General features: G+C 39.4%; 13 protein-coding genes. 6 read left to right on the top strand and 7 right to left on the bottom strand.

Going from position 1 to position 13,480, the window contains the following annotated elements; translation table 11 throughout:
* Nucleotides 1–36: 36 nt before the first annotated feature.
* The 4 genes from hpnH to NMK36_RS15125 all read right to left on the bottom strand — a co-directional run bounded on the left by hpnH (nucleotide 37) and on the right by NMK36_RS15125 (nucleotide 3,650).
* The gene (hpnH, locus tag NMK36_RS15140) at nucleotides 37–1,047 is read right to left on the bottom strand and encodes an adenosyl-hopene transferase HpnH (protein ID WP_072719395.1); all 1,011 of its coding nucleotides are present in this window, start codon (nucleotides 1,045–1,047) and stop codon (nucleotides 37–39) included.
* A gap of 21 nt (nucleotides 1,048–1,068) precedes the next feature.
* Nucleotides 1,069–2,043: a hopanoid-associated sugar epimerase gene (gene hpnA / locus NMK36_RS15135; protein ID WP_186440362.1), complete on the bottom strand. Its 975-nt coding sequence runs from the start codon at nucleotides 2,041–2,043 to the stop codon at nucleotides 1,069–1,071.
* Between the two features lie 51 nt (nucleotides 2,044–2,094).
* Nucleotides 2,095–2,970 carry a hypothetical protein gene (locus NMK36_RS15130; RefSeq protein ID WP_245824246.1) on the bottom strand — a complete coding sequence of 292 codons (876 nt, stop codon included), beginning with the start codon at nucleotides 2,968–2,970 and terminating at the stop codon, nucleotides 2,095–2,097.
* A gap of 77 nt (nucleotides 2,971–3,047) precedes the next feature.
* Nucleotides 3,048–3,650: a DUF1517 domain-containing protein gene (locus tag NMK36_RS15125; RefSeq protein WP_254174089.1), complete on the bottom strand. Its 603-nt coding sequence runs from the start codon at nucleotides 3,648–3,650 to the stop codon at nucleotides 3,048–3,050.
* Nucleotides 3,651–3,767: 117 nt separating this feature from the next.
* Here NMK36_RS15125 and NMK36_RS15120 point away from each other — a divergent pair, with 117 nt between their 5' ends.
* From NMK36_RS15120 to hetL, 3 genes are all read left to right on the top strand, one after another.
* Complete coding sequence (locus tag NMK36_RS15120) at nucleotides 3,768–5,192, top strand: MFS transporter (protein ID WP_072719397.1); 1,425 nt, start codon at nucleotides 3,768–3,770, stop codon at nucleotides 5,190–5,192.
* Between the two features lie 133 nt (nucleotides 5,193–5,325).
* Nucleotides 5,326–5,721 carry an ArsR/SmtB family transcription factor gene (locus tag NMK36_RS15115; RefSeq protein WP_186440363.1) on the top strand — a complete coding sequence of 132 codons (396 nt, stop codon included), beginning with the start codon at nucleotides 5,326–5,328 and terminating at the stop codon, nucleotides 5,719–5,721.
* Between the two features lie 17 nt (nucleotides 5,722–5,738).
* Entirely contained in the window at nucleotides 5,739–6,500 is a 762-nt protein-coding gene (hetL, locus tag NMK36_RS15110; protein WP_245824247.1) for a heterocyst differentiation pentapeptide repeat protein HetL, read from the top strand.
* A gap of 159 nt (nucleotides 6,501–6,659) precedes the next feature.
* On the opposite strand, the gene acsF is transcribed toward hetL, so the two are convergent.
* Entirely contained in the window at nucleotides 6,660–7,736 is a 1,077-nt protein-coding gene (gene acsF, locus NMK36_RS15105) for a magnesium-protoporphyrin IX monomethyl ester (oxidative) cyclase (protein ID WP_072719399.1), read from the bottom strand.
* Nucleotides 7,737–7,964: 228 nt separating this feature from the next.
* Between acsF and NMK36_RS15100 the strand changes: the two genes are divergently transcribed.
* The 3 genes from NMK36_RS15100 to hemJ all read left to right on the top strand — a co-directional run bounded on the left by NMK36_RS15100 (nucleotide 7,965) and on the right by hemJ (nucleotide 10,675).
* Nucleotides 7,965–8,612, top strand: coding sequence for a heme oxygenase (biliverdin-producing) (locus NMK36_RS15100; protein WP_072719400.1), 648 nt, complete (start codon nucleotides 7,965–7,967; stop codon nucleotides 8,610–8,612).
* 50 nt (nucleotides 8,613–8,662) lie between these two features.
* Nucleotides 8,663–10,048, top strand: a complete 1,386-nt coding sequence (gene hemN, locus NMK36_RS15095) for an oxygen-independent coproporphyrinogen III oxidase (protein WP_072719401.1) — start codon at nucleotides 8,663–8,665, stop codon at nucleotides 10,046–10,048.
* A gap of 69 nt (nucleotides 10,049–10,117) precedes the next feature.
* Nucleotides 10,118–10,675 carry a protoporphyrinogen oxidase HemJ gene (gene hemJ, locus NMK36_RS15090; RefSeq protein ID WP_254174088.1) on the top strand — a complete coding sequence of 186 codons (558 nt, stop codon included), beginning with the start codon at nucleotides 10,118–10,120 and terminating at the stop codon, nucleotides 10,673–10,675.
* A gap of 258 nt (nucleotides 10,676–10,933) precedes the next feature.
* Here hemJ and NMK36_RS15085 read toward each other — a convergent pair whose 3' ends face one another.
* On the bottom strand, nucleotides 10,934–12,292 hold the full coding sequence (locus tag NMK36_RS15085; protein WP_072719403.1) for a P-loop NTPase fold protein: 1,359 nt from the start codon (nucleotides 12,290–12,292) through the stop codon (nucleotides 10,934–10,936).
* A gap of 124 nt (nucleotides 12,293–12,416) precedes the next feature.
* The gene (locus NMK36_RS15080) at nucleotides 12,417–13,466 is read right to left on the bottom strand and encodes a J domain-containing protein (protein ID WP_254174087.1); all 1,050 of its coding nucleotides are present in this window, start codon (nucleotides 13,464–13,466) and stop codon (nucleotides 12,417–12,419) included.
* Nucleotides 13,467–13,480: the final 14 nt, after the last annotated feature.

Below are 13,480 nucleotides of genomic sequence, written 5' to 3'. Positions count from 1 at the left end.
AAAAACAGGCTACTGATAAAATTGTGGCTAAATTTATTAAAATAAAGCCCCAATAGAACGCCCCATATTTTCCAGTTTCATCGCTTCTATTGCTGCGGTTGGTTCATAACCACAGTGAACCATACAATCTGCACATTTGGGATTTCCACTCGATTTTCCGTATTTTGTCCAGTCGGTTTTTTCCAATAATTCTTGATAACTGGAATAATACCCTTCATTTAATAAATAACAGGGTTTTTGCCATCCTAAAACACTGTAACTTGGGCTTCCCCAAGGGGTACAATCATAATCTTCTTCTCCGATCAGAAAATCGAGGAATAAGGGATTATGATTAAAATTCCATTTCTTTTTCCCTAATTTATAGGGAGATAAAATTTCACGAAATAAGGCTTTGGTTTGTTCTCGTTTGAGGAAATGGTCTTGATCCGGTGCCCATTCATAACTATAACCGGGAGAAATCATCATTCCATCCACACCCAAAGTTTCCAGAAAATCAAAGAATTTCTGCATTTCCTGGGGGTTAGTTCCTTCAAATACCGTTGTATTGGTTGTGACTCTAAATCCTTTTGATTTTGCGGTTTTAATCGCTTGAACTGCAATATCAAACACGCCTTCTCGGTCTACACATTGATCATGATGTTCTTTTAATCCATCTAAATGCACACTAAAGGTTAAATAGGGAGAGGGTTTAAATTTATCTAAACTTTTTTCCAATAAAATTCCATTGGTACACAAATAAATAAATTTTTTGCGGGCGACTAACCCAGCTACAATTTCATCAATTTGCGGATGTAATAAAGGTTCACCCCCAGGGATAGAGACCACAGGAGCACCACATTCTTCAACGGCTTTAAAACAATCTTCCGGCGTTAAATTTTGCTTGAGAATTTCTTTCGGATGTTGAATCTTTCCGCACCCAGAACAAGCTAAATTACACCGAAATAACGGTTCTAACATTAACACCAGGGGAAATTTTTTCCGCCCCATTAACCGTTGCATGAATAAATATTTACCAACGGCGATCGCTTGTTCAATTTGAATAGCCATTTTTCTCCTCTCACCTGAAACTTATTGTGATAACATAAACCAATTAACGGCATCTTTCAAGGCAGTTTTAATCGAAGATTGAGGTAAACCCAATTCTTGAACCGCTTTTGAGGCATTATAATACATCGATTGTCGGGACATTCTCACGCCATCTAAGGGGATAGAAGGGGTTTTCCCTAGCCGTGATAAAATCATTTCATCGACCCAGGCAACGCTTAAGGGAAGCCAAATCGGGATAGTTTTTTGAGGGGCGGGTAAACCTGTAATTTCTGATAATAAGTCTAAAAATTCTTTTAAGGTTAAATTTTGATGACCTAAAATATAACGTTCTCCCGTTTTTCCTTTTTCTAAAGCGAGAAAATGACCTTGGGCGACATCTCGGACATCAATAAAATTTAATCCGGTATTCACATAGGCGGGCATTTTTCGGTTCAGGAAGCGTAATATTAACTCCCCTGTGGGTGTAGGTTTAATATCCCAAGGCCCAATAGGGGTACTGGGATTAACAATCACAATATCTTGACCTAATTTTACCGCATGATGGGCTTCTTGTTCTGCCCAATATTTAGATTTTTTATAATATCCGACTAAATTCTCAACGGGACTTTGATAGGTTTCATCCACCACAACGCCGGGTTTTACCCCAATAGCAGCAACGGAACTGGTATAAATCGTGCGTTCAATTCCCACTTGTCTGGCGGCGGCTAAAATATTACGAGTTCCGAAAATATTATAGCGTTCTAATAAGGATTTATCCTTCTGCCATAAAGAATAATGGGCAGCACAATGGAATAAAACTTGACAGCCTTTTAAAGATTGAGATAAATTAGAATTTGTTAAATTTCCTTCAACAATTTCAACATCTAAATTCTTTAAGTTTTCTAAATTACTATTAGGACGAACTAACGCTCGAACCGCATAGTTATTGTTTAATAATAGTCGAACTAAATTCGCTCCAATAAATCCCGTCCCACCGGTTACAAAAGCTTTGATCATGAGGGTTGCTTTGAGAAAAAAAGAAGGAGGCGTGAACGCCTCACAACGATTTTAACGACGTCTTCTAGCCCCAGAGGAAGAACGACTGCGGGAACCACTGCCAAAACTAGGTTTGCGTTGTTGGGTTGAGCCTTTATTGGGGGACTGACGTAAATCTGTTGCGCCAACACCCGAACCCGTTGAACGGCTGGAATTGGGGGAAGTCCGACGATTTACGGAGGAATTCGGACTGGAGTTGCGGATATTTCCGGTGGTGCGTAAGGTTGTACGATTTTTCACCGCCGCTGGGGGACTATTATAACGAGTCCGATAGTCGTTCACCGCTTGGTTATAGCTAGAACCATACCCTCCATATCCGATTAAAGGGCCTCCCGATACATACACCGGAGGGACATAATAACGGGGGGCAAATAATGTATTGGCGATGGCACTTCCAGCAAAAGAGGCGGCAAAAGGTGTCCAGAAACTCGATTCTTGGCGGACAACAATGGTTTGGGGTTGACCTGTGGCGGGGTCAGGCTGGGTTTCAGTGACGTTATGAACGTATTCAATCCGAAAATCGGGCGTTAAATAAAAAACGGGTTGACCGTTATTAATATCTAAGTTGCTTTTTTCTCCGGCTTTGATTTGTTCATCCGTTAACTGTGCCATCTGTAAATTGGAGGTTTGATAGGTGGCAGATTTACCCGCAGGAGTATTCAATAACATCAGGGTATAGGTTCCATCCACATCATTATATTGAGCTTGTTGAACGGGATATTTACCCTCTTTAACTTGATTGGTTGGAGCCGATACAACCGGAGTTGATTGTTGAACCCTAGATGAAGTTGTTGAAGACCCACAGGCAACTGTTGTCCAACAAAAGGTGAGTGAAATGAACAGAATTAAAAGCTTTTTCCACATAAACCAATTAACTTTTGTGAACATTGACTTGCTCCAACATTAAACCAAAAATCGGTCGAGTTAGATAAATTTGTTGAAAGAAAGAAAACCGATGCTATTCCTTAAAGCGGAATCAGTTCCGGGAAATTCTGCAATAATTGATCATTGGTTAACTCATCTCCTAAACGAGCCGGAGAAAAATGAATTTGAATTCCTCTGAGTCTGCCTTGATAGTGAAGATTAATTAATGCTTTTAACCCTCGATTCATCGCCTCCATACTCGCTAAATCTGTTTCTAAATCGGGAACTTCTCCTTCACTAACTATTGTAATCATTACCACTAAATTGTGGGTGATGGGTAAGGACAGAGGTTGATTTTCATACATCGGTTGAGATAAGTCAGGTTCGCTCAAATACCGTTGGCCAGAGTCGGTGAACAGTTCGTTAAAGTAATCTGCGGCTTCTCCTTCGTTCCAAACTACATCCCCTTCATTCGATCCTGACTGCCAATAGGTATCATATTGAAGGAGACTTTGGCAAACTTGCACTAATGCTTCTCCGGTCACCTCCAAGTCTCCGTCTGCGTCAATGACGTTTCTGGCGGCTTGGTTGAGTACCCCTAATAGTGGCGCCACCTCATCACCGCCTAAATGCAGAAACAAACGACTGACCACAAACCGGGTTTTTCCTATCATGCGATTAAAGCGATCGCCTAAAGGAGCCATAATTGGATCACTCCCAAATCATTATTACTATTTAATTAGCATATCGTTTTAGGCTATCCTGTTGTCAGCCATCCGTTCTTGATTTTAGGGTGGTAATGTTCTCTGATATTAATTCTTATGAACTCAACGCCTTCTGCAACGGTTTCTCCTCCAGAAAAGCTCAGTTTATCTACAAAATTAGCCTTTGGTGCGGGAGATTTAGGCCCTGCAATTACGGCAAATATTTCTGTATTTTTTGTTTTGGTTTTTCTGACTAATGTTGCGGGTTTACCTGCGGGATTAGCTGGAAGTGTGTTAATGGTAGGAAAAATTTGGGATGCTATTAATGATCCCATTGTAGGGGTTTTAAGCGATCGCACGGTTCATCCTTGGGGAAGACGTTATCCTTGGATGGTTTTTGGTGCAATTCCCTTTGGAATTTTATTTTTTTTACAGTGGATCGTTCCTAGTAATAATAACTCGGTTTTGTTTTGGTATTATGTGATTATTGGGATTTTATTTAATACGGCTTATACTGCTGTTAATTTACCTTATACCGCTTTAACCCCTGAATTAACCAAGGACTATAACGAACGAACCAGTTTAAATAGTTTTCGCTTCGCGTTTTCGATTGGGGGTAGTATTTTTTCTTTAATTTTAGCACAAATTATTTTTGGCTTTTTTCCCAATGCCCCTTATCAACGCTATTTAATTTTAGGAGCGGTTTGTGGTTTTTTATCTGTTCTCCCACTTTTTTGGTGTTTTTTAGGAACCCGTAAACAAGTTTTCTCTCGACAAGTTGGAGAAACGATTGAGGATAATTCCGAAAGTCTTCCTATTGCTGAACAAATTAAAGTTGCTCTCAGTAATCGACCTTTTTTATTAGTGATTGGGATTTATCTCTGTTCCTGGTTAGGCGTTCAATTGACGGCTTCTATTTTGCCTTATTTTGTCGTCAATTGGATGAAACTTCCTGAAACCACTTTTCCCCAGGTTGCCATTGCTGTTCAAGGAACGGCTTTAGTAATGTTATTTGTTTGGAATTTAGTGAGTCAACGCTATGGAAAAAAAGCCGTTTATTTTATGGGGATGGGATTATGGATTGTTACTCAAGCAGGTTTATTTTTCCTGCAACCGGGACAAACTACGTTAATGTATATTCTAGCAATTTTAGCCGGATGTGGTGTGGCAACAGCCTATTTAGTTCCTTGGTCAATGATTCCTGATGTGATTGATTTAGATGAATTAAATACCGGACAAAGACGAGAAGGGGTTTTTTATTCGTTTATGGTGTTATTGCAAAAAATTGGATTAGCCATTGGGTTATTTTTAGTCGGACAAGCCTTAGATTTTGCCGGATTTATTTCCAGTATTCCGGGTCAAATTCCCCCCATTCAACCAGACTCTGCTCTGTTAGCCATTCGCTTTGCTATTGGCCCGTTACCGACAATTATCTTAATTATTGGGATGATTTTTACTTTTTTATATCCGATTACAAAAGAAGTTCACGCCGATATTTTACTCCAACTCAGCGAAAGAAAACGCAACGAAACTCTGGATTAAAATTGCGTAGGAATATGTACTTAAAATCTCTATCTCATCCCTGAGATTGAAAGGAGATTTTTGTTTTCCATTTATTGGATAATGTGGTAATATAGTAAACAAATAATATTAATACCGCCATTGAGTTCCCACAATGACAAATTCCACTTTAAAATCCATGCAACCGACTTCAAGCTGCGACTATTTACAATTATCTCCCGCCGCCTTAGCGTTGATGGCAGACTTTTTTAAAGTGTTATCGGAAGTCAGTCGTTTACAAATTGTTTGTTGTTTAAAATCCGGGGCTAAAAATGTGACCCAAATTATTGAAGCAACGGGATTAGGACAGGCGAATGTTTCTAAACATTTAAAAGTTTTAGCTCAAGCTGGAATTGTTACCCGGACTCAACAAGGCGTGAGCGTTTATTATGAAATTACCAATCCCTTTTTATTTGAAGTGTGCGATTTAGTCTGTGAATCTTTAGTGGCTCAAATGCATCAGCAAAATCAACAGTTAGAACAACTACGGGCTTTGAAAACTGCTGTTTAGTTGTTCTTTTATCCCTCATGGTACTTGATATTATTATGAATGTCGATGAATTTCTCCGAAGATATGCAGCGGCGGAACGTAATTTTCCTGAGATTGACTTATCTTCTGTTGATTTACAAGAAGCCAATTTAGTGAACTTAAACCTCACCAGAGCTAACTTAAGTTATTCGGATTTACGAGAAGCGAGATTAGGAAAAGCTAACCTGTCTAAAGCCAATCTTGTCCAGGCTAACTTAAGTGAAACTATTCTCTGGGGGGCTGATTTAACTGAAGCCAATTTATATCAAGCTCAGTTACGAGAAGCCGATTTAACTGGGGCGAAACTTTTTAAGGCATCCTTAAAACAAGCCCAACTCATGAAAGCGTGTTTATCGGGATGTGATTTAAGAAATGTCAATCTTTTCCAAGCAATTCTTTTTGAAGCTAATTTTCGCCCCAATCATAATCAACAAACGGATTTAAGTTATGCGATTTTAGCGGAAGCCGATTTAAGTTATGCCAATTTTAGTGGGGCGATTTTACATCAAGCTAACTTGGAAAAAGCCAAGCTCTGTCACTCTATTTTTGGGGTTTCGGGTTTAGGGCTTTTAAGCTCTGAACAAAGTTATCATACCAACCTCAGCGAAGTCAATTTAAAAGGGGCTGATTTAAGTTATGCGGATTTAAGTGGGGCTAATCTATGCAATGCTGATTTGCGAGGTGCTGATTTAACTCGCACCATTTTAACGGATGCTAATCTCAATGGGGTGATTATGCCAGATGGTAGTATTCATGATTAAGGATTCTGTAGAAACGGGGCTTTGAACAAGATAAAATTGATGAAAAAACCCAGTTTCTCTCGGAATTAATATTTAGTTTAGGAGTGTAGTTCCATAGGATTATCCTTAATCTTCTACACCCCAAACCTGCTCTAAATCCCAGGTTTTGAGAATCGCAACTTAATGCACTTCTCCCCGTAATGCTTCAGCATCAATGGGTTTGGTAATATAAATTCTGAATAAATTCCATAACGTTGAACAGTTAGAGGGTAATTTTAATAAGAATTTAACCCATTTCGGTTTGTTGCTGGCATCAATTTTTTGGTTGTTGGCATTGTTCTCGGAACATTTTTCGAGGCGGCGGAAAAAGTCGGGATGTTCTGTATCTAAAACCTCTGGAAATGCTCTTAACGAAGTTTCATTGGTTTTGCGAACAACATGACGATTATATTCCTTTGCATCTAATCCCAAGGTATCATAAAAGTCTGCCCGTTCATCAACCGTTAAGGTATGGGTAGCAAAGACCGTTAACAGGAAAAATCTAGCCCATAATCTTCCTTGCCAACTTTGCCACATTTGCGGTTGAGAACGCAATAAAACCTTAAAGAAATCTCCATGTCGGTTTTCATCCTGACACCAACTTTCAAAATAACGGAATAAGGGATAATATTGATGTTCGGGATGGGCTTCTAAATGGCGGAACACTGTAATATAACGCCAATATCCAATTTTTTCCGATAAATAAACCGCGTAAATAATCCACTCCGGTTTAAAGAAGGTATAAGTCCGGTGTTTGGTTAAATACCCTAAATCCAAAGATAAATTAAAATCCGACATGGCTTTATTAATAAATCCCGCATGACGCGCTTCATCTCTAGCCAATAAAGTAAAGGCTTCAGATAACAAGGGATTTCGAGTTTTGAGTTGACGAGATAACTCTTTAAATAATAAAAATCCAGAAAATTCCGAAGTACAAGACCGTTCTAAAAAGTCCACAAACGCCAAGCGTGTTCTCTCATCAATTTGTTCCCAACTTTGTTCAAATTCTTCATCCCGAACAAAATGATGACGGTTATAGTCCGACCGTAACTCCTCTAAAACTGCTGAAAATTCCTCCTCATAGGCCGATAAGTCTAGGTTCGCCATCGCGTCAAAGTCTGTGGTGTAGAAGCGAGGCGTCAGCAATGTCTCTTGAACCGGATTTTTAATACCGGGGCGCAGTTCTTGAGTTCCGGGGTTTTGGACAGTATTCACCATCGCTGCGAGTCCTTAAATATTACTGATTAGTTATTAAACTATATGACTCCGGTTTTGTCTAGTACCCGTTGTCATTTTTTTTGCCTGTAAAGAATTGTAAAGAATATATAACCAATCAGTGATATAGTGATATGCTCATTCGAGTGGTGAAGACAAAACCTTGTTTTCCTCTGTTGGGAATGGGTTAAGTCTTCAGAGAAGTTTCATCTTAAATTCATTGATAAAACCATGACAAACTTAGCTGAAAAACTCAAACTCGGAACCCAACAATCTCATAGCAATGCGGAACATACCGGATTTATGAAAAACTTTTTATCAGGGGGTGTCAGTCGAGATTCTTTTTGCCAACTGTTAAGTAATTTATACTTTGTTTATAGTCAATTAGAATCGGAATTGCAATGCCATCAAACCCATCCGATTATTAGCAAAATTTATTGTCCAGAACTGAATCGCAAAGCCAATTTAGAAAAAGACTTAACCTTTTATTATGGAGAACATTGGCCGGATAATATCACCCCTTCTCCAGCCGCACAAGCTTATGTTTCCCGACTGCGTGAACTTTCTGCCACCGAACCCGTTTTATTAATTGCTCATGCTTATACTCGCTACATGGGTGATTTATCTGGGGGGCAAAGCTTAAAGAAAATTGCCCAATCCATCTTTCATTTAGAAGAACATCAAGGTATTTGTTTCTATGAATTTGATGAAATTCCTGATGTGAATGAATTTAAAAATCAATATCGTCAAAAATTAAATGAATTAATCCTGAGTGAAGACCTGCAAGATGAAATTGTTGCAGAAGCCAATAATGCCTTTACCCTCAATATTGCCATGTTGAAAGATTTAGGAGAAACCCAAACTCCAGTCACCGTTTAATTCAATTTTTCTATTATCTGCAATTACAACTGATTTAGGAGATTCTATCAATGGTTTTTTCGGTAGCGAATGTGGCGTTTGATTTTGATTTAATTCAAAAATATGATAATGCGGTTCCTCGTTATACCAGCTATCCCCCAGCAACGGAATTAAAAGATGGATTTACTTCCTTAGATTGGGAATTTGCCATTACTGAATCCAATCAACGTCAATCGCCCTTATCGCTCTATTTTCATATTCCCTTCTGCCAAAGTGCCTGTTATTTCTGCGGCTGTAATGTGATTGTTTCTAATAATAAAGATGCAGCTAGAAGCTATATCGATTATTTATCCAGAGAAATTGATTTTACCTCCCAGTTTATTGATACTCGTCGCCCGGTCACACAACTACACTGGGGCGGAGGTACACCCAATTACTTATCCTTAGAACAGGTTGATTCCTTATGGGCAACCATTAATAAACAGTTCACTTTTGCAGATAAAGCCGAAATCTCAATTGAAATTAATCCTCGATATGTGGATAGAAATTATATCTTTTTCTTGAAAGAAATGGGGTTTAATCGGATTAGTTTTGGGATTCAAGATTTTAATCCTGAAGTTCAAGAAGCCGTCAATCGAGTTCAACCCGAAGCTCTGCTCTTTAATGTTATGGACTGGATTAAAGAAGCCGGGTTTGAAAGTGTGAATGTAGACTTAATTTATGGTTTACCTTATCAAACAGTACATACCTTCAAAGAAACGATTCAAAAAACCCTTGCTCTCGATCCAGATCGCATTGCAATTTTTAACTTTGCTTATGTTCCCTGGATGAAACCTGTACAGAAAAATATTCCCCAAGCGGCCTTACCCCAACCCCATGAAAAGTTAGAAATTTGGCAAATGTCTATCCAAGAATTAACCGATAAAGGCTATGTTTTTATTGGCATGGATCACTTTGCTAAACCCAATGATGAATTAGCGATCGCTCAACAAAATTCAGCCTTAAAACGGAATTTCCAAGGCTATACAACTCAACCAGAAGCCGAACTCTATGGATTTGGGTTAACTTCCATTAGTATGTTAGAAGATACCTATGCTCAAAACCATAAGCGATTAAAAGAGTATTATCAAGCCATTGATCAAGGAATTTTACCCGTTAGCAAAGGGTTTAAATTAAGCCGAGATGACGTTCTGAGACGAGATGTAATTATGCAAATTATGTCTAATTTCTACTTAGATAAATCTCAAATCGAATCTAAATATCACCTCGATTTTGATACCTACTTTGCCGAAGAATTAATCGAGATGCGCCCCTTAATTGCGGATGGGTTAGTTCAATCCAATTATGATTCAATTGTGGTGACAAACTTAGGCAGACTCTTGGTCAGAAATATTGCCTTTTTATTTGATACCCATACTCCCGCCCAACAGCAACAAAGATTATCCAGGGCGATTTAATTGCCAGATTGTCCAGAATCCGGTAAGGTGGGTTATGCCCACCTTTATTTTTAGGTTGTCATTGGATCTATGACTTATTTTTGGTTTAAATCCTTTCATATCATCGGAATGGTTGTCTGGTTTGCGGGTTTATTTTACCTGGTGAGATTATTTGTTTATCATGCTGAAGCGGAAGAAAAACCGGAGCCCGCCCGCAGCATTTTAAAAGAACAATATGAATTGATGGAAAAACGCCTTTATGGGATTATTACAACCCCTGGAATGGTGGTGACAGTGGTAATGGCGATCGCTCTTTTAATCACAGAGCCCAGCCTTTTAAAAGATATGTGGTTGCATCTGAAGTTAGGATTAGTAGCCGTTTTAATCGCTTATCATTTTTATTGTGGTCGGATCATGCGGCAATTAGCCACTCATAAAATTATGTTCACCAGTCAACAATTCCGCAGTTTAAATGAAGTTCCAACGGTACTTTTATTAGTGATTGTGTTGTTAGCTGTATTCAAAAATAGTTTACCCCTTAACACCGCAGTTGCTGTCACTGGCAGTTTTATTTTGGGGATGATTATTTTCTTTCAACTCTATGCTATACATCGGCAAAAAAACACTCAGCAAGCTATCAGTCAGTAAGGGAATAGGGAACAGGGAATTACGAATTACGAATTACGAATAGGGAATAGGGAATAGGGAATAGGGAATAGGGAATAGGGAATAGGGAATAGGGAATAGGGAATAGGGAATAGGGAATAGCCACCCTAGAAATTGTTTGTAGCTAACATTTAAAGATTTCATATAACACTATAATAGGAAATTCAATTTTAACCTCATCAAAAAAAAGCTGGGCTTTACCCAGCTAAAATCTGTTAAATCTGTTTAAGTTTAATGTCTCTAAATGCCTAATCCAAACTCCTTAGCTTCCGTCAATATCGGGTTAATATCATACCAAAAATGTTGAGCATGATTATATTCAAAAACCCATAAACTTCTGATTAGGGTTTGATATTCAATTTGACCACTCAACTTTTTAGTCGCTGCTACTTGGCGTAACATTTGCCATTCTTCAGCTTCAATGGCTAAGGTTAATTGATGACGACGTTGTAGAATTACCTCTTCTAAGGATTCTCTTGTTAAAGGGGGATCTTCTTTTTGTAAACAGCTATATAACAAAATTAATAAACTCCGAACATGACCGCCACTAATGGTACAAAGACGATCTAAGGTTTCAGGACTATCAAAAATTGTATCAATTAAAGCTGGATAATCTTTCGCAGCCAGACCTGGAAATGCTCTTGCCATTACCATTTGTCTTAACAATTCAATTCCCTCTTGACAAGGTGCGCCATCTTCAAATTTTACCGTCACCATCGGTAAGGTTTTTGGGTCATTCCCAAAACGATTCATCAGTTGTCCTAAATCATTAGAAAAAATCAAACCTAAAGGAATGGTATAAACTACATGACAATTGAGTTTATTGAGTTGTTCACCGCGATCAATAAATAAATATTCGGGTTGAAATCTTCCCGTACTATTGGGGCTATAACTAATCCGATCTAAATTATCAATAATCACCACTAAACCTTGTTTTCCCATCTGTTTTAATTGTTGGATGGAAGGTTCCAATAATTCTTTATTGATAGCCTCTAAAATATTATTGGTTCGGGGTTCTAAATATTGACGTAATAAAGACCGTAAATCTCGACTATCTTTCGTCTTAGCCGTAATATTTCCAATCCCTGTAGAGAGGGAAAATTCTCCTTCTGTGTTAGCAGCCAATGTTCCCAGACCGGGGACGTTAATATCTGCTTTTAAGTCAATTTCTGTATTTAAAACATTAATGACTCCACTTAATAAACTTTTAAATCCTTTCGGTTGTAATTTAATTTTCAAGCTTTCAATACTTTCACTCACTTGACGAGCGATCGCTAATAAAATATCGGTAATATCCACATCCCCCATATCTAAATCTTTACTCGATTCAAAATAAACGACATGGAATCCTTCTTTTTGGAGTTGAGCTTTCAACCTCAATAATTCCGTTGATTTCCCTGAACCTACTGGCCCGGTAAACAGTTGGCAGGTGGGGCGATCAGGGGATAACCGCGTAATTGTTCGTGCAATTTGTTCCATGCACTTACCGCCTCGTGCTGGAGAAAAATCAATATAATATTTTTGATCTTCTGGACGTTCAACATCGAGGGTTTCAGCCGGATTAGAAGCTTTAAAAAAGCGAGATAAATCAAGTTCCATTGTTTTCCCTGAGTGATACAGTTAACAGACAATTTTAAATTCCCGATCATCCTTCTTCAAGGAGGGGACTTTTCTCTTTCTTTCGGAAGATATCCTCCCAATTCCGTACTAAGATTCACTTGAGTTAGTGGGCTAACCACCAGCCAAAACTCAAGCCCAGACCGGAGGTAATCGCTAAAATTAAAAAGGTGTAAAATCCATTGTAGGACGCAAGTAATTTTTCTCCGGCAACCATTTGCGCCACCGTCCCTGCAACCACAGCGATCGCACCCCAAGCCGCAATAATCACCTCTGGCTGCATTCGTTGGATCACCCGCATCATCGCTTGTTTCCCGGCGCCGATCCAAGCTCCGATCCATCCTCCTAAGACTAATCCCAATAAACTTCCGGTTCCCAGTTTCGCCCTAGACCGAAAAATCGCATCTAAAATAATTCCTAACATTAATCCCATTATGGAGCCAAAACCCCCACCCACCAAAGAACTTAACCAGTCTCCCTTTTTCGTTCCGGCGATTAACCCAGCAATTGCCGCAATTCCCATGATTGTCAAGAGCCCAATTACCCCTTTAGCAGGGCTTTCTGAGCCTGCCATCGCCCCTAATCCCAAGCCCACGCCTCCCCAGACTAGGGCGGTAATCATCCCCCCAGCTTCGTTTCCTAACACCCATCCGGCGATCGCTCCGGCAAAGATTAAGGCCATTAACCAAGGTTGACCGGACTCAGAATCTTCACTCGCCGCGATCGTAACCATGAGCCAACCCACGCTGAGAAAGACCCAAACCCAGGAAGGAATCTTCAATGTGGTTAAAATCCAGGCAATGATGGCATAGCTGAGAAAGACCCCGGTTAACCAACCCATTGGTAGAGGTGGGGAAGTTGGGGGCACTTCGACAGGCTCAGTGACCACAGGGGGAGTTGGGGGTACTTCGACAGGCTCAGTAACCACAGGGGGAGTTGGGAGGGTAGGGTAGGGGCTACTTAAATCTGTTTTTAAGGTTTCGTAGGCGTGGCTAATTTCTTTAAATTTGGCTTCCGCTTCCGCTTGTAAGATAGAATTCTGGGGATAGCGATCGGGATGCCAAATCAACGCCTGATGGCGATAGGCTTGTCTGACCTCCTCTAAGGACGCCCCCGGTTCTAGGTTTAAAATTTTGTAGTATTTTTCGATCTCCACGTTTGAAATCTGTT

The organism is Planktothrix pseudagardhii (assembly GCF_904830925.1).
GTDB classification, from domain to species: domain Bacteria; phylum Cyanobacteriota; class Cyanobacteriia; order Cyanobacteriales; family Microcoleaceae; genus Planktothrix; species Planktothrix tepida.
Note: the sequence above shows the minus strand (reverse complement) of the source record. Positions and strands in the feature narration are given on the sequence as shown.

Bases quoted from the DNA above. Each gene is read 5' to 3' on its own strand.
- hpnH (WP_072719395.1), bottom strand. From the start codon at position 1,047: ATGGCTATTCAAATTGAACAAGCGATCGCCGTTGGTAAATATTTATTC.
- hpnA (WP_186440362.1), bottom strand. From the start codon at position 2,043: ATGATCAAAGCTTTTGTAACCGGTGGGACGGGATTTATTGGAGCGAAT.
- NMK36_RS15130 (WP_245824246.1), bottom strand. From the start codon at position 2,970: ATGTTCACAAAAGTTAATTGGTTTATGTGGAAAAAGCTTTTAATTCTG.
- NMK36_RS15125 (WP_254174089.1), bottom strand. From the start codon at position 3,650: ATGGCTCCTTTAGGCGATCGCTTTAATCGCATGATAGGAAAAACCCGG.
- NMK36_RS15120 (WP_072719397.1), top strand. From the start codon at position 3,768: ATGAACTCAACGCCTTCTGCAACGGTTTCTCCTCCAGAAAAGCTCAGT.
- NMK36_RS15115 (WP_186440363.1), top strand. From the start codon at position 5,326: ATGACAAATTCCACTTTAAAATCCATGCAACCGACTTCAAGCTGCGAC.
- hetL (WP_245824247.1), top strand. From the start codon at position 5,739: ATGGTACTTGATATTATTATGAATGTCGATGAATTTCTCCGAAGATAT.
- acsF (WP_072719399.1), bottom strand. From the start codon at position 7,736: ATGGTGAATACTGTCCAAAACCCCGGAACTCAAGAACTGCGCCCCGGT.
- NMK36_RS15100 (WP_072719400.1), top strand. From the start codon at position 7,965: ATGACAAACTTAGCTGAAAAACTCAAACTCGGAACCCAACAATCTCAT.
- hemN (WP_072719401.1), top strand. From the start codon at position 8,663: ATGGTTTTTTCGGTAGCGAATGTGGCGTTTGATTTTGATTTAATTCAA.
- hemJ (WP_254174088.1), top strand. From the start codon at position 10,118: ATGACTTATTTTTGGTTTAAATCCTTTCATATCATCGGAATGGTTGTC.
- NMK36_RS15085 (WP_072719403.1), bottom strand. From the start codon at position 12,292: ATGGAACTTGATTTATCTCGCTTTTTTAAAGCTTCTAATCCGGCTGAA.